A 15,313-nucleotide genomic window follows, 5' to 3' on the forward strand; every position below is an offset into this window, starting at 1 on the left:
CATCATACTCGGGTATTCGTGCAAATCACGGTTGATGTTTTGATGGAAGTTGATTGGATTTGTGGCATCGGCGTCGGTCCGGGCCGGCGGGTCGTGTGCCGATCCGCGGCGGACCACGGCAGGTTGCCGGTTCTGCCGCGGGCCATGGGGGGTCGAATCGTAGGCCGGCGACCGGGCCGGACGGGCGCGCGGATGCGGCATGCCAGCGTTCTCCATTCTGATTGTCGTCAGAACCGCCCGTGGCGGGCTATAATTTCGACCAATGCGCGAGAAGAGGTGGTGCATCACGATTGCCCACCCGCGCGAGCGAGGGAGAATCGCCATGGCACTCAAGGATTTGCTGGTGGTCGTCGACGATACCGACGCCGCAGCGGCGCGAATCGATGCCGCCGCCCAACTGGCCGCGCGCACCGACGGCCACATCACCGGCCTCTACCCCGTCGTTCCGCTGACCCTGCCCGGTTATGTCGAGGCCGAGCTGCCGGACGAGGTGCGCGCCATGCAGCGCGGCTACACCGAGAGCCAGACCGCCAAGGCGGAAGCCCTCTTCGCCGACGCGGTGCGCCGCAACGGCCTGACCGACCGCTCGGAATGGCGGGTGCTCTACGGGCATCCGACGGACAGCGCGGCGCTGCACGGCCGCTACGCCGACGTGGTGGTGGTCGGGCAGGCAGATCCGCACCGCGACCGTGACCGCCCGATTGCGCTGCCGCAGGATCTGGTGTTCGAATGCGGGCGTCCGCTGCTGGTCGTGCCCTACGCCGGCACCTTCCCCCACATCGGGGAGCGCGTGCTGGTCGCCTGGAACGGCAGCCGCGAGGCGGCCCGCGCGGTGGCCGACGCCATGCCGATCCTGACCGCCGCCAAGCGCGTGGTGGTGATGGCCGTCAACCCCAAGGCCGGTCCCGCCGGCATCGGCGACGAGCCGGGCGCCGACATCGCCAAGCATCTGTCGCGCCACGGCTGCCGGGTGGAGGCCACCCACATCGTGACCGACCAGATCGATCCGGGCGACACGCTGCTGAACACGGTGGCCGACGAATCCTGCGACCTGCTGGTCATGGGCGCCTATGGCCGGTCGCGGCTGCGCGAACAGGTGCTGGGCGGCATGACCCGCTACATGCTGGAGCACATGACGGTTCCGGTCCTGATGAGCCATTGAGGCCCGCCCTGGAATAGTCCGGCGGTGCCGCCTGTTCATCCCAGTGTGGCGGCGCCGGACTTCGGTCGACGGACTTCGGTCGACGGGCGCCGCCGGACCTTGCGAAGGAAGGCCGGCATGAGCGCGCTGATTCCCACGTTTCTCCACCGCATTCGCTCCCGGGGCGTGGCCGTGTCGGTCCGTCCGGCGGCCCGCATGGCGGTTCTGGGCATCGCCGGAGCGCTGGCTCTGGCCGTTCTTCCCACGGTGGCGGAGGCGCATGGCCCGCGCGACCGCGGGACTTGGTATGGCGGTCCTCCCTATGGCGGGCCTTCGGTGATCGTGCCGCCGCCGGGAAGCCGGGTGATCGTCGTGCCGGGCTACCGGCCGCCGCCGCCCATCGTGGTCGCTCCGCCGCCCTACTGGGGGCCGCCGCCCCGTCATCACCATCACCGCGCCTGGCGGAACGATTGGGGACCGCGCCCCTATCCGGGGCCGAGCGTCAGGTTCTATGGCGGCTGGTGACCGGCCGGGCCGTTTGACCCGGTCCGCTTGACCTTGAAAGGAGCGGGCTTCCCGTCATCGGCACCACAGCGGCGCATTCTCGCATGGACATCAACCTGTTGCCCGGCCATGCTCGCCGTGGTGGCGCTTGGTTCCAAGCGCCGCGCAGTGCGTGCATGAGGGTGCGATGCTCTTTCCCAATCAAGAAACGAACGTTCGGCGGACCATGAAGCGCGGCTTGGCCGCGGCGATGCTGGGCGTTGCGGCCCTGTCGCTTGGCGCCTGCGCCAGCCAGAGCCAGAACCGCTACAGCTACCGCGACGTCGGCCACGCGACCTCGGTCGAGTTCGGCACCGTGATGGCGACCCGCCCGGTGGACATCCAGGGCCAGAACACGGGGGCCGGCGGGGTGGTCGGCGCCGCCGCGGGCGGGTTGGCGATGTCCAACGTCGGCAAGGGCTCCGGCAACGTGGCGGCGATCCTGGGCGGTGCGCTGGTGGGCGCCGTGGCCGGCGCCGTGGCCGAGCAGGCGATCTCGGACCGCACGGGCGTCGAGTATGTGGTGACGCTGGCCACCGGCCGCACGATCACCATCGTGCAGGAGCAGGCGGCCAACGAGCCGGTCTTCGGCCCCGGCCAGCGCGTGATGGTTCAGACCAACGGCACCTACCAGCGCGTCCTGTCCGCCGACCATCTGCCGACCGAGACGAGCCGTCCGAAGGGCATCAAAGTGGTGGATTGAGGCCGACCGGCTGTGGGCTGACGCCCCGGCACAGGACATCCTCCCGCCTGTTGACCCGAAGAAACGAGGGAACGGCGTGCGGGAGGATGATCCAATGACGGCTGGAACGTTCAAAGAAGCGACGTGTCTGCGGACCACCCTGCGGGGCGGCGCCATGGCGTCGGCGGTCTTCGTGGCGGCCTGCGCCGGGCTGAGCCCGCCGCCGCAGGCCGCTCCCGAGCCGGGCGCGGTGAGTGCCCTGGATCGCTTGAGCCCGAACCGCTGCAACGGGGCCGTCGCCTCGTCCCTCGCCGGGGTGCGGATACCGGTGTCCGACGTCCGCTACCTTGCCTATGGCCTGTATCGCAACATACCGGGGGACATCGTCGGTTACGATGCCTGGGTGGGCTTGAACAGCCAGCCCGGTGCGGTCGTGGTGCAGCTCGATGAGTATTGTGTCCCGCGCCAGATCTACGCGCGCGAGGGCGCCCGTCTGCCCGGCGCCCAATAATGCGGCCGCCGCTTCCACCCGATCCGTTTGTGCCGTCCCGACAAAAAAACTGCCGCTAACCCAATGGGCTAGCGGCGAGTTGAACAGGGAGGCTTCACGTCTGGGAGACGCTGGGTCCGAGGACCCAACCCCGGAAGCGGGCTTCCGGGACGAAACGCCGGATGCTGCGGCGCAACATCCAACGCCCAAGATTTGACCATTCTGCCCAAAGGATTCCATCCCCAAATATCCAATTCGGCCATGCGAGAACCGCATAGCTTGTAAGTCTTTGAAAAGACGAGAGAAAACAGCGTGCGGGGGCGTATGGCGCCGAAGGGTAGGTGACCTCGCGCAGAAAACGGCAACCGGATTGCAAAGATGCGGGGCGGCTTTCGGTACAATCCGTACAAAAAGAAAAGCGCCCGGCATGGTTTGCCGGGCGCCTGTGCATTAAAAACAGGCAAACATCTTGCCTGCACAAAGGCTGGGCTGGATCAGAAGGCCGACTCCGCGACCTTCTTCACCAGGAAGTCGCGGAACACCGCGATGCGCTTGGAATGGCGCAATTCCTCGGCGTAGACGAAGTAGGCGTCGACCTTCGGGCCGTCCACGTCGGGCAGGACGCGCGTCAGCTCCTTGCTGCCGTCCACCAGGAAATCGGGCAGGGCGGCGATGCCCAGGCCGCTCTCCACGGCGCGGTACATGGCGTAGATGCTGTTGACCTGCAGGATCGGCTTGCGCGCGCTCGGGGCCGGGTCGCCCACCTCGTTGATCCAGTTGACGTTGGCGATCGGGGCGCGGACGTCCGGCGGATAGGCGACGATGTCGTGCCCGTCCAGGTCGGCGGGGATCTTCGGGGCGCCGCGCTTCTTCAGATAGTCCTGATGGGCGTAGAGGTGGAAATGCACCGACATCAGGTGGCGCTGGATCAGGTCGGGCTGGCGCGGCGTGTTCATGCGGATGGCGATGTCCGCCTCGCGCATCGCCAGATCCAGCTCGTTGTCGTCGATCAGCAGGGTGAGCTGGATGTCCGGATAGATCGACAGGAACTCGTTGACGCGCGGGGTCAGCCAGGTCGAGCCGAAGGCCACCGTGGTGGTCACGCGCAGCGGCCCCTTCGGATGCTCCCGGCTTTCGGTCAGCATCGCTTCGGTCATCGACAGCTTGGCGAAGACGTCGCGGGCGGTGCGGTGCAGAAGCTCGCCCTGCTCGGTCAGGATCAGGCCGCGCGCGTGCCGGTGAAACAGCGGCACGCCCAGGCTCTCCTCCAGCGCGCTGATCTGGCGGCTGACCGCCGACTGGCTGAGGTTCAGCGTCTCGCCGGCGTGCGTGAAACTTCCAGCCTCGGCCACGGCGTGGAAGACCCGAAGCTTGTCCCAGTCCATCATGCCTGTCTTGCTGCCCGCGCCCTGGCGGGGAGCCTCCCGTTCATTCTTGAAGACGGCGCATAGCCGCCATGCTCATTTATACCGGGAACGCGCGGCGAACGCACCCCCAACCAAAGGCTCACCGCACGAAAAAGAGCCAAGCTTGGTAAGAATTTTCCTTTGTGCTGCGAAGAGCGCACATTTCTTTATCCCGCATTGTGGGATTTTTGCCGTTCCCGCAACCGAAGGACGACTTCGCGGCGCTGGATTTGCTCGGACGATAATCGAGGCCCGGCGCGGGACCGGGAGACTCGGGCCAGCGAAGCCTGGGAAGGCGCATCCCCCTTGTTGCGCCGGGGCTTCCCCCCTTGCGCCGTTGCGCCGGACGGCGGACGGGTCGCAAATCGGGGGTGAGGCGGATTTGGGAAGGAGGGGGTCCGAATGCCCGATCAGCATCAGCCGGCGCTCACCCGCGATCAGGTCATCGACATCTGCGGGCGCCTGGACGACATGCGCATCGCCAGCATCATCGGCACGGGCGCAACGCCCGCCGAACTGATGGAGGCCACCAGCTGGACCGGCGCCGACGATTACATGGGGGAGGCGACGCGGCATCCCCCCTCGGGACGGGTCGCCCGGCTCCTGGAGCTTCTCAAGGCCGACGAGCCGGACTGGGAGGACCGCTGATCCGGCCCCCGCTGTTCCGGCCCCCCGCTGTTCCGGCTGCGGTTCAGTCGGCGGCTTCGAGCGCGCGCGGCGGTTCCTTGGCCCGCGCGCGGGCGCGGTGGCCGCTGATCTCCGCGCCGGCGTCGGGCGGCAGCCGCAGGAAGAACAGGGCCGACACGCAGGCCATCGCCCCGACTGTGACGAAGGCCGGCACGAAGTCGGTGGGCGTCAGCGGGGCGCCGGGGCCGCTGGTGACGCTCTGCGTCAGGTGCAGAACCGTCGCCCCGACCGCCACGCCCAGGCTGAGCGAGACCTGCTGCATCACGCTGGCCAGCGTGTTGGCGCGGCTCAGGCACGCCTTGGGCACCTCGGCGTAGGCCAGGCTGTTCAGGCCGGTGAATTGCAGCGAGCGGAAGAAGCCGCCCATCAGCAGCGCCCCCAGGATGACCCAGTGCGCCGTCTCGGGCCGGAAGGCGGCGTAGCTCGCCAGGATCAGGCCGCTGAGCAGCGCGTTGGCGGTCAGCACCCGGCGGAAGCCCAGCCGGCGCAGGATGGGGCCGGCCAGCGCCTTCATGGTCAACGCCCCGGCGGCCCCGGCGAAGGTCAGCGCCCCGGACTCGAAGGGCGTGCGCCCGAAGCCGACCTGCAGCATCAGCGGCATCAGGAAGGGCACGGCGCCGATGCCGATGCGGAACAGCGTGCCGCCCATGACCGAGGCGAAGTAGGTCGGCAGCCGCAGCAGCGAGGGGTCGAGCACCGGCCGCTCCATCCCGCGGGCGTGGCGCAGATAGAGCCACGCGGCGGCGAAGCCCAGCCCCAGCACCCCGGCGACCGCGGCGGGCGGCAGCACGCCGCGGCCGACATTCTCCAGCCCGAACATCAGCGCGGCCAGGGCCAGCGCGCTCAGCATGAAGCCGCGGCCGTCGAAGGGATCGCGCTCGGTTTCCCGCACGTTGGGGATCAGGGTCAGCACCAGCGCGATCCCGATCAGCCCGATCGGCACGTTGATGTAGAAGATCCAGCGCCAGGAGGCGTAGGTGGCGATGAAGCCGCCGACCAGCGGCCCCAGCGCCGGACCGATCAGCGCCGGCAGGGTCATCTGGGCCATGGCGGCGACCAGCTTCTCCTTGGGCACCGTCTTCAGCAGGATCAGCCGCCCGACCGGCACCATCATCGCCCCGCCCAGCCCCTGGACGATGCGCGCGCCCACCAGCTCGTACAGCCCGTCCGCCTGACCGCAGAGGATCGAGCCGACGGTGAACACTCCGATGGCCGCCGCGAAGACCGTCCGCGTGCCGTAGCGGTCGGCCATCCAGCCGCTGACCGGCAGGAACACCGCCAGCGCCAGCATGTAGGAGGTCATGGCGAGGCTGAGGCGCAGCGGGTCCTCGCCCATCGACCGCGCGATCTCGGGCAGGGCGGTGGCGATCACCGTCGCGTCCAGATTCTCCATGAACAGGGCGCAGGCGATGATGAAGGGAATGAAGCGGGTGGCGCGGGGCATGGCGGGGCGAAGCGATGGGGCGATGGGACGGGGATGACGTTCCCAATCTGGACTTCCCCCGTCCGGAAACCATCGCTATGGGGTGAACCCTGGCATGCGCGGGCGCTCACCGCCCCTTGAACACCGGCTTGCGTTTCTCCAGGAACGCCCGGTAGCCCTCGCGGAAATCCTCCGTGCCGAAGCAGTGGTAGCATTCGGCGATCTCCGCCTCCGACAGCGGGGCCGGGTCGGACAGGCGGCGGACGAACTGCTTGTGCAGCCGGGCGGCCAGCGGGGCGCCCCCGGCGATGCGTTCGCAGGTCGCGGCGATCTCGTCCTCGAAGGTTTCCTCGGCCACGAGGCGGTGGACCAGCCGCTTGTCCTTGGCCTCCTCCGCGCCGAAGACGCGGCCCTCCAGCAGGATCTCCAGCGCCGCCGGACCGCCCGCGATGTCGTGGAGCAGCTTCAGCTCGGGCAGCGCCATGGAGATGCCGAGCCGGCTGACCGGAACGCCGAAGCGGCTGCCGGCGGTGCAGACCCGCAGGTCGCAGGCCAGCGCCACGGCCAGACCGATGCCGCAGCAGGCGCCCTGGATGGCCGCCAGCGTCGGGTGCGGCAACTCGCGGAGCAGGGACAGCCCCTCGTCCATCAGCACGCCGTAGTCGGCGCCCTGCTCGGGGCTGTTGCGCTCCGTCTCGAATTCGGAGATGTCGGCGCCGGGGCTGAAGGCCCGCCCGCCGGCCCCGCGCAGCACGACCGCGCGCACCGTGTCGTCGGCGCCGAGCTGGCGCAGCAGCGGGATCAGCGCCTGCCACATCGGCTTGTCGAAGGCGTTCAGCTTGTCGGGATTGCTGAGCGTCAGCGTGGCGACGACGCCGTCGCGCGTCAGGGTCACGGTGCCGGCCATGGCGTGTCGGGCTCCCCATCCATTCGGTTGCGTATGGGGCAGACCACAAACACCCGCGGCCCCGTTCCGTCAAGGGCTTCCCTCGGGGCTTCCCTCGGGGCTTCCCTTGGGGCTCCCCTTGGGACTTCGCGAATGCCGCATCGGCGCTGGACCACGGGGCCGCGGGTCCCCATAGTTCGTAGCCGGGACTTCACCGGACGGAGACGACGCCGCGATGCAAACGGGATTGGCGCGAACGGGATTGGCCGCTTTCACCCTGGCCGCCGCTCTGGCCGCCCCCACCATTGCCACCCCGGCGCTGGCGGCGAAGGACGAATTGGTGATCGGCATGACCCAGTTCCCGTCCAACTGGCACCCCTCCATGGAAGCGATGATGGCGAAGAGCTACGTCCTGTCCATGGCGCGCCGGCCCTTCACCGCCTACGACCCCGACTGGCGGCTGACCTGCCTGCTCTGCACCGAGCTGCCGGCCTTGGACAAGGGCACGGCGGAGGTCGAGACGCGGGCCGACGGCAAGAAGGGCATCAAGGTCACCTACACCATCAACCCCAAGGCGACCTGGGGCGACGGCACGCCGGTGACGACCGAGGACGTGCTGTTCACCTGGACGGTCGGCAAGCACCCGCAGAGCGGCTACAGCAACTTTGACCTGTTCGCCCGCGACATCGTGGCGATCGAGGCAAAGGACGAGCGCACCTTCACCATCCACCGCGACAAGGCGGTGTGCAGCTACGCCGAGATCAACGACTTCGAGATCCTGCCCGCCCATCTCGAGCGCGCGGTGTTCGAGGCCGACCCGGCGACCTACCGCAACCGCTCCAAATACGAGACCGACACGACGAACCCCGGCCTGTGGTTCGGCCCCTACCGCATCGCCCAGGTCGAGCCGGGCAGCCATGTGGTGCTGGAGCCCAACCCGACCTGGTGGGGCGCCAAGCCGGCCTTCAAGCGGGTGATCGTGAAGTCCATCGAGAACACCGCCGCGCTGGAGGCCAACCTGCTGGCCGGGCAGGTCGACATGGTGCCGGGGGAGACCGGCCTGCCGCTCGACCAGGTGCTCGCCTTCGAGAAGCGGCACGGCAGCCGCTACAACGTCTTCTACAAGCCGGGCCTGTTCTTCGAGCATGTCGAGCTGAACCTCGACAACCCGGCGCTGGCCGACGTGCGGGTGCGCCGGGCGCTGCTCCACGCCATCGACCGCGAGGCGATCTCCAAGCAGCTCTACGACGGGCGCCAGCCGGTGGCCCACAACGAGATCAGCCCGCTCGACCGCGTGCACGCGCCGGGCTACCCGACCTACGCCTTCGACCCGGCGCTGGCCGGCCGGCTGCTGGACGAGGCGGGCTGGAGCGAGCGGCGCGCCGGGGTGCGCCACAACGCCAAGGGGGAGCGGCTGTCGCTGGAGATCATGACGACCGCCGGCAACCGCTCCCGCGAGGTGTTGCAGCAGGTGCTCCAGGCGCAGTGGCGGCAGGCCGGGGTCGAGGTGCGCATCGTCAACGAGCCGGCCCGCGTCCTGTTCGGCGACACGCTGGAGAAGCGCCGCTTCAAGTCGATGGCGCTGTTCGCCTGGATCAGCGCGCCGGAGAACATCCCGCGCACCATCCTGCATTCCAGCATGATTCCGACGGAGGCCAACAACTGGGCGGGCCAGAACTACACCGGCTACCGGAACCCGGAGATGGACAAGGTCCTGGAGGACCTGGAGCATGTCTGCGAGCCCGACGCCAACCGCGCGCTGTGGGCGAAGCTGCAGACGCTCTACGCCCAGGACCTGCCGAACCTGCCGCTGTTCTTCCGCGCCGACCCGTTCATTTTGCCGCCCTGGCTGGACGGGGTGGTGCCGACCGGGCATCTGGATTCCAGCACGCTGTGGATCGAGACGTGGAAGGCGAAGGAGTGAATTCCGCTTTGCAAATTCTCCCTCTCCCCCCCGGGGAGAGGGTTGGGGTGAGGGGGGTGAGCTTGTGCCGGACGCCTCGTCCCGCCGATCCCCCTCACCCTTCCCTCTCCCCGGGGGGAGAGGGTATCGGCACGATGGAAGCGCTCCGCCTCCATGACCCGCTTCCTCGCCTCCCGGCTGCTCCAGGCGCTGGTCGTCCTGCTGCTGATGAGCTTCGTCATCACCGTTCTGATGACGCTGATGCCGGGCGATCCGGTGGACATGATGCTGGCCGGCAACCCGCGCGCCACCCCCGCCGACGCGGCGCGGCTGAAGGCGCTCTACGGCCTCGACAAGCCCCTGCTGGAACGCTACGGACATTGGCTCCAGGCGGCGCTGATGGGGGATTTCGGCTTCTCCCGGCTCTACGCGCAGCCGGTGCTGACGATCCTGCTGCCGCGGCTGGGCAACACGCTGCTGCTGCTCGGGGCGGCGATGGCGCTGACCCTGGCGGTGGCGCTGCCGCTCGGCGTCTACGCGGCGCGGCGGCCCTACGGCTGGGCCGACAACGCCATCAACCTGTTCTGCTTCGCCGGCATCTCGGTCCCGGCCTTCTGGCTGGCGCTGCTGCTGATCCTGCTCTTCGCGGTGGAGCTGCAATGGCTGCCCGCCTCCGGCCTCGGTCCGGTCGGCGGGGAGGGCTGGTGGGAGCGTCTGCCCTACCTCGTGCTGCCGGTGGCCTCGCTGACGCTGGCGAGCATCGGCGGCTACACGCGCTACGTCCGCGCCGCGATGATGGGGGAGTTGCGGCAGGACTACATCCGCACCGCCCGCGCCAAGGGATTGGGGGAGGGGCGGGTGGTCTGGCGCCACGCGCTGCGCAACGCGACCATCCCCATCGTGACCATCGTGGCGCTGGAGTTCGGCGCCCTCTTCTCCGGCGCGCTGGTGACCGAGACGATGTTCGCCTGGCCGGGCATGGGCAAGCTGATCTACGACAGCATCATGGGCAACGACCTGAACGTTGCGTTGGTGGCGCTGCTGTTCGCCACGCTGACGACGCTGGCCGGCAACCTGCTGGCCGACGCCGCCTACGCCGGGCTGGACCCGCGCATCTCCTTCAAGGGGGACGGGGCGTGAGGGCCGGGCGCTTGAAGGCCGGGCGCTTGAAGGCCGGGCGCTTCCTGCGGCGCTTCGCCCGCCACCGGCTGGCCGTGGCCAGCGCCCTGCTGCTGCTCGTCCTGGCCGTCGCCGCGGCGGCCGCACCCTGGGTGGAGTCCTGGCTGGGGGTGGAGGCGACGGGCATCAGCCTGCTCGACCGCTTCGGCCCGCCCTCGGCCCTGCACCCGCTGGGCACGGACGAGCTGGGGCGCGACGTGCTGGTGCGGCTGCTCTATGGCGGGCGGGTGTCGCTGTTCGTCGGCGTGGCGGCGGCGCTGGCCTCCGCCGTCATCGGCACGGGGATTGGGCTGCTGGCCGGCTATTTCGGCGGGCGGCTCGACGACCTGCTGATGCGGGTTACGGACGGGCTGATCGCGCTGCCGCTGCTGCCGCTGCTGATCGTGCTGGGCGCCATCGACCTGACTCGGCTGGGCATCCCGCCGGAGGTCGCGGGGGCGGAGGACGCCAGCCTGCTGCGCATCGTGGTGCTGGTGGCGCTGTTCGGCTGGACGACGGTGGCGCGGCTGGTGCGCGGCGCCACCCTGTCGGCGCGGCGGCGCGACTATGTGCGGGCGGCGGTGGCGATGGGGGCGGGCAGCCGCCGCATCATGCTGGCCCACATCCTGCCGAATGTCGCCGCCCCCGCCGTGGTGGCGACGACGCTGACGGTCGGCAACGTGATCCTGCTGGAGTCGGTGCTGAGCTTCCTCGGCCTCGGCATCCAGCCGCCGCTGCCCTCCTGGGGCAACATGCTGACCAACGCGCAGGAGCTGGTGGGGACGGCCCCCCTGCTGGCGGTGTGGCCGGGGCTGTTGATCTTCCTGACGGTGATCGCCGTCAACCTGCTGGGCGACGGGTTGCAGGACGCGCTGGACCCAAGGGTGGTGGGGAAGAGGTAGGAAGGTCGATGTTTGGATACGTATTGCCCCCTCCCTAACCCTCCCCCGCTGTCGCAGGGGAGGGGATAAAGCTCCCTCCCCTGCGACAGCGGGGGAGGGAAGGGGCCCGCGGCGAAGCCGTGGGAAGGGTGGGGGCAAGTGCCCCTCTCACTTCTCCCGCTGAAACTTCGCCGCTCCCGCCGCCAGCGGAAGCAGCCGCACCGCATAAGGCGACGTCTGCATCTGCGCCACCGCCTGGGCCGGGCCCGGAACGCGCTCGCGGTAGCCGACGACCACATCGCCGCCGGCCGCCCGCGCGCTGACGATGGACACGCCGTAGCCGCCGGTGTCGCGCGGGCCGAGGAAGACCGCCGCGGCCATGCGGTCGCCGGGCAGGGGACCCGGCGCCGCCTCGCCGACGCGGGCCCACAGATCGTTCCATTCCTGCGGGTTGCGGGCGACCACATAGGCGCGCTCGTAGGCCTGGCTGCGGTCGCCCTGCCAATAGGTGCCGGGATCGGCGTCGGCGGGAAGCAGGGACTGCGGCTCCGTGCCGTCCGGAGCGGTCTGGCAGGCGCCCAGCAGGGGGAGCGTGGCGAGGGCGAGAAGGATGGCGGCGGTGGGGCGGTTCATGGCAAGGCGCATGCGGCGGCTCACTCCGGCACCGCCATGCCGCGCTTGACCGCCGGGCGCTCGGCGACCGCGGCGTGCCAGCGCTTCAGGTTGGGGTAGCGGTCCAGCACGTTGCCCTCCGCCTTGGCGGCCACGGCCACGAAGGGGAAGCAGGCGATGTCGGCGATGGAATAGGCGCCGCCGGCCAGATACTCCGACCCGCCCAAACGCTCCTCCATCGCGGCGTGGATGCGCTGCAGCTCGCCTTTGAAATAGTCGATGGCGTAGGGGATTTTCTCCGGCGCCATGACGGCGAAGCGGAACTTGCTCAGGCCCGAGGGGCCGAGGTCGCTGACGCCCAGCATCAGCCAACTCATCGCCTCCGCCCGCTCGTCCTCGTCCTCGGGCAGCAGGCGGCCGGTGCGCTCCGCGTAGTGCAGCAGGATGGCCCCCGACCCGAACAGGCGGCGCTTCCGCCCGCCGGGCAGGTCCTCGACGACCGCCGGGATCTTGCCGATCGGGCTGACCGCCAGATAGTCGGGCTGACGGCCTTCGCCGGCCACGAGGTCGACCTTGTGGACCTTGTAGGTGAGACCCAGCTCTTCCAGCAGGATCGAAGCCTTTTGCCCATTCGGCGAGGCGAAGGTGTAGAGCGTGATCATCGGTGCCCGTCCCTGGAGCCTGTTCCTTTGCCATGTCCGCAAAGGCGTTCAACAGGCGCCAGTTTCGCCGATTTGCGCGCGGAAGGCCAGAGGCAGGCAAAAAGCGCCTTTTTGCCTGCCGATCACGCGGTTTCCACGCTTACACCGCGCGGCTGTGCTTTCCGGCGCCGGTGGACAGGTAGGTGTCGAAGCGCGCGGCGACGATGCGCATCAGCGGGCGGGCGGGCTCCGGTACATGGACGCGGCGGCCCTCCACCACGGCGACCCCGTCGGCCACCAGATCGGCCATGGCCTCCAGGTCGGCGTCGAAGGTCCCGGCGGCCAGCCCGTGGGCCTCGGCCACCGCGCCGACGTCCACCGACAGGTCGCACATCAGCCGCACGATCAGATCGCGGCGCAGCCGGTCGTCGGCGGTCAGCGTCAGCCCCTTGCCGGTCGGGAAGGTCCCGGCCTCGACGGCCTGGGCGTACTGGTCGAAGGGAACGGCGTTCTGCACATAGCCCTGCGGCAGCGCCCCGATGGAGGAGGCGCCGAAGCCCAGAAGCACCTCCGCGTCGTCGGTCGTGTAGCCCTGGAAGTTGCGGCTGAGCCGCCCCTCGGCCTGCTGCACGGCCAACTCGTCGTCGGGCCGGGCGAAATGGTCGAGGCCGATGGGCTGGAAGCCGGCGTCGGTCAGCACCCCGGCGATGGCCGCGAACTGCTCCCACCGGCCGAGCGTGCCGGCGAGCGCCGACTCGTCGATCTTCTTCTGGTGCGTCTTCATCCACGGCACATGGGCGTAGCCGAAGACCGACAGCCGGTCCGGCGCCATGGTCAGGGCGATCTCCGCGGAGCGCGCGACGCTCTCCACCGACTGGCCGGGCAGGCCGTACATCAGGTCGAGGTTGATGTGGCGGATGCCGTTGGCGCGCAGCCACTCCAGCGCCTGCTCGGTCTGCTCCCGCGGCTGGATGCGGTTGATGGCCGCCTGCACCCCGGCGTCGAAGTCCTGCACGCCGAGCGAGGCGCGGTTGACCCCGGCGCGGCCGAGCGCCTCGGCCATCGCGCGGGTCAGGGTGCGCGGGTCGATCTCCACCGCGATCTCCGCGTCCGCCGTCACGTCGTAGCGCTCGCGCAGCAGGGCGATCAGCGATTCGAAATCGTCCGGCGCCATCATGGTCGGGGTGCCGCCGCCGAAATGGATGTGCCGCACCCGCAGCCGTCCGGAGATGCGGTCGGCGACCATGCCGATCTCGCGCCGCAGATGGCCGAGATACTCGGCGATGGGGGCGTAGCGGGCGACGATCTTGGTGTGGCAGCCGCAGTACCAGCACATCTTCGCGCAGAAGGGGACGTGCAGGTAGAGAGACCCCGTGTGGGCGGCCGTGTCCAGCTCCGCCAGCCAGCCCGCGTAGCGCTCCGCCCCCACGGCGGCGGTGAAGTGCGGCGCCGTCGGGTAGCTGGTGTAGCGGGGCACCCGCAGCCCGTCGTACTTGGCGAGCAGGGCGGCGTTCAGCGGGGCGGTCGGGGCGGCGGTGGCGCAGGCCATGGGGGAGATCGCGTTCATGGCGGGGAGGATCGTGCAGACCGCCTCTCGCCGCTTTGACACAAGTCAAGCGTTGGCGCGCCTGCCCGTCACACCCACCCTTCAGGCCCGCCCGTCAGGTGGCTGCGGCCAGCCTGTTCTCCAGATGCTCCAGCAGCAGGTTCAGGTTGCGGCGGTTCGCCTTGAAGCCGATGTCGAACAGGGCGCCGACCACCGGGACCGAGCCGCCGGCCCAATCCACGGCCATGTTGGTGACCATCCGGGCGATCAGGCTCTTCGGCAGGTCGAAGCGGGCGGCCTCCATGATGATGTAGGCGGCCACCACGCTGGTCGCCGTGCTGCCGGCCACCGGGACCAGGGCGGCGATGCCGTCCAGCCCGAAGGGGATGCGCGTGCCGGGAATGCGCCAGCGCGTGTCCATCAGCCGGGTCAGCCGGCGCAGCCGTTCCAGCCGTTCCAGATCGATGGAGATGACCGGCGGCGCCGTGGCGACGCCCGAGAGGGTGGAGGCGGGCGCGGGACGCGTGCGGATGTCGCTCATGGGGCTTCACCGGAGCAGGAGAGCCGCCGTGGGGAGCCGCCGGCGGAGGGGGCCGTGGGCGGAGCCGGTCGGGCGTGTCGGGTTGAGCAACCCGCGGCTGTGCCCGGCGGTTCCCGGCCTATCTCCATCGGGTGTCCGGCACCACGGACGCGCTCACGGCCCAGGCGGGGCCGTCGTCATACGGATGATCGGGCGGACGCAGGGTCATCGTCCGAACGGACAAGGGGGGTTGACAATTGGATGCGGCGAATGGACGCGCGATCTGGCTTTGTCGGACGCTAAGTGGTTGTTGCGTCGGAAATTTTTCCTGAATCGGCGGGCGTTCGGACGGCCATATGCCGAAGGCATCTCTGGTCTGGGGGGTTCCTAAGCACAAGAATGGTGCGCGCAGGTCGATACTTAAGACCGAAAAGAACCGAACGGGCACCCGCTCCACAGGGTGATGGGCGGGGCACCAGTCATCGGAAAAAGCAGGGAGGATCGTCATGACCACACTCTATTGCGCCTGCTGCGGACAGCCGTTCCGCCGCAACTCGCCGCGCGGCCCGGCGCCGCTCTACTGCTCGCGCGATTGCCGCCGCCAGATCGAGGTGCGCCGCCGCGTCTGGGCGTCGCTGCAAGCGGCGGAACGGCCGGCCGCCGCGCCGCTGGCGCCGCTGGCGCCGATGGTCCCGGCGGGTGCGGGCGCCTTCCATAGGGTGGAAACGGTGTGGGGGCGCGCCTCCGCCTGAGTGGCGACGCTGCGGGCTCCACGCGCGGTCTGCGCATTTTTT

General features: G+C 69.7%; 16 protein-coding genes. 9 read left to right on the top strand and 7 right to left on the bottom strand.

Translation table 11 applies throughout. The annotated features are described in order from the left end of the window. Positions 1 to 322: 322 nt before the first annotated feature. The 4 genes from TSH58p_RS13410 (at position 323) to TSH58p_RS13425 (ending at position 2,877) form a co-directional block, all read left to right on the top strand. Positions 323 to 1,162, top strand: a complete 840-nt coding sequence (locus TSH58p_RS13410; protein ID WP_109071010.1) for a universal stress protein — start codon at positions 323 to 325, stop codon at positions 1,160 to 1,162. Positions 1,163 to 1,279: 117 nt separating this feature from the next. Then, positions 1,280 to 1,666: a hypothetical protein gene (locus TSH58p_RS13415; protein WP_109071009.1), complete on the top strand. Its 387-nt coding sequence runs from the start codon at positions 1,280 to 1,282 to the stop codon at positions 1,664 to 1,666. 205 nt (positions 1,667 to 1,871) lie between these two features. Beyond that, positions 1,872 to 2,387, top strand: a complete 516-nt coding sequence (locus TSH58p_RS13420) for a hypothetical protein (RefSeq protein ID WP_247874128.1) — start codon at positions 1,872 to 1,874, stop codon at positions 2,385 to 2,387. Between the two features lie 94 nt (positions 2,388 to 2,481). Next, positions 2,482 to 2,877 (top strand): hypothetical protein, encoded by a 396-nt coding sequence (locus TSH58p_RS13425; RefSeq protein WP_247874127.1) that lies wholly within the window; start codon positions 2,482 to 2,484, stop codon positions 2,875 to 2,877. 473 nt (positions 2,878 to 3,350) lie between these two features. Here the strand turns inward: TSH58p_RS13425 and TSH58p_RS13430 are convergent, their stop codons facing one another. Then, positions 3,351 to 4,241 (bottom strand): LysR family transcriptional regulator, encoded by an 891-nt coding sequence (locus tag TSH58p_RS13430; protein ID WP_109071012.1) that lies wholly within the window; start codon positions 4,239 to 4,241, stop codon positions 3,351 to 3,353. Positions 4,242 to 4,664: 423 nt separating this feature from the next. Here TSH58p_RS13430 and TSH58p_RS13435 point away from each other — a divergent pair, with 423 nt between their 5' ends. Beyond that, a complete protein-coding gene (locus TSH58p_RS13435) occupies positions 4,665 to 4,910 on the top strand; it encodes a hypothetical protein (protein ID WP_014239362.1) in 246 nt (81 codons plus the stop codon). 43 nt (positions 4,911 to 4,953) lie between these two features. Here TSH58p_RS13435 and TSH58p_RS13440 read toward each other — a convergent pair whose 3' ends face one another. Further along, complete coding sequence (locus tag TSH58p_RS13440; protein ID WP_109071008.1) at positions 4,954 to 6,393, bottom strand: DHA2 family efflux MFS transporter permease subunit; 1,440 nt, start codon at positions 6,391 to 6,393, stop codon at positions 4,954 to 4,956. Between the two features lie 106 nt (positions 6,394 to 6,499). Continuing rightward, positions 6,500 to 7,279: an enoyl-CoA hydratase-related protein gene (locus TSH58p_RS13445; protein ID WP_109071007.1), complete on the bottom strand. Its 780-nt coding sequence runs from the start codon at positions 7,277 to 7,279 to the stop codon at positions 6,500 to 6,502. A 241-nt stretch (positions 7,280 to 7,520) separates the two neighbouring features. Between TSH58p_RS13445 and TSH58p_RS13450 the strand changes: the two genes are divergently transcribed. The 3 genes from TSH58p_RS13450 (at position 7,521) to TSH58p_RS13460 (ending at position 11,221) form a co-directional block, all read left to right on the top strand. Next, a complete protein-coding gene (locus TSH58p_RS13450; RefSeq protein WP_348981734.1) occupies positions 7,521 to 9,182 on the top strand; it encodes a peptide ABC transporter substrate-binding protein in 1,662 nt (553 codons plus the stop codon). Between the two features lie 153 nt (positions 9,183 to 9,335). Next, entirely contained in the window at positions 9,336 to 10,301 is a 966-nt protein-coding gene (locus tag TSH58p_RS13455) for an ABC transporter permease (RefSeq protein ID WP_109070529.1), read from the top strand. Next, positions 10,298 to 11,221, top strand: coding sequence for an ABC transporter permease (locus TSH58p_RS13460; protein ID WP_247874083.1), 924 nt, complete (start codon positions 10,298 to 10,300; stop codon positions 11,219 to 11,221). Before TSH58p_RS13455 ends, TSH58p_RS13460 begins: the two co-directional genes overlap by 4 nt. Before the next feature lie 147 nt (positions 11,222 to 11,368). Here TSH58p_RS13460 and TSH58p_RS13465 read toward each other — a convergent pair whose 3' ends face one another. The 4 genes from TSH58p_RS13465 to TSH58p_RS13480 form a co-directional block, all read right to left on the bottom strand. Next, on the bottom strand, positions 11,369 to 11,845 hold the full coding sequence (locus TSH58p_RS13465) for a protease complex subunit PrcB family protein (RefSeq protein WP_247874082.1): 477 nt from the start codon (positions 11,843 to 11,845) through the stop codon (positions 11,369 to 11,371). Positions 11,846 to 11,853: 8 nt separating this feature from the next. Beyond that, on the bottom strand, positions 11,854 to 12,474 hold the full coding sequence (locus TSH58p_RS13470) for a glutathione S-transferase family protein (RefSeq protein WP_109070527.1): 621 nt from the start codon (positions 12,472 to 12,474) through the stop codon (positions 11,854 to 11,856). A gap of 139 nt (positions 12,475 to 12,613) precedes the next feature. Further along, the gene (gene hemN, locus TSH58p_RS13475) at positions 12,614 to 14,020 is read right to left on the bottom strand and encodes an oxygen-independent coproporphyrinogen III oxidase (protein WP_199230145.1); all 1,407 of its coding nucleotides are present in this window, start codon (positions 14,018 to 14,020) and stop codon (positions 12,614 to 12,616) included. Between the two features lie 94 nt (positions 14,021 to 14,114). Continuing rightward, on the bottom strand, positions 14,115 to 14,540 hold the full coding sequence (locus TSH58p_RS13480; protein ID WP_109070526.1) for a DUF4112 domain-containing protein: 426 nt from the start codon (positions 14,538 to 14,540) through the stop codon (positions 14,115 to 14,117). Positions 14,541 to 15,025: 485 nt separating this feature from the next. Here TSH58p_RS13480 and TSH58p_RS13485 point away from each other — a divergent pair, with 485 nt between their 5' ends. Then, positions 15,026 to 15,271 carry a hypothetical protein gene (locus tag TSH58p_RS13485; protein ID WP_109070525.1) on the top strand — a complete coding sequence of 82 codons (246 nt, stop codon included), beginning with the start codon at positions 15,026 to 15,028 and terminating at the stop codon, positions 15,269 to 15,271. Positions 15,272 to 15,313 lie beyond the last annotated feature (42 nt).

The sequence above is a fragment of the Azospirillum sp. TSH58 genome (assembly GCF_003119115.1).
GTDB lineage: Bacteria > Pseudomonadota > Alphaproteobacteria > Azospirillales > Azospirillaceae > Azospirillum.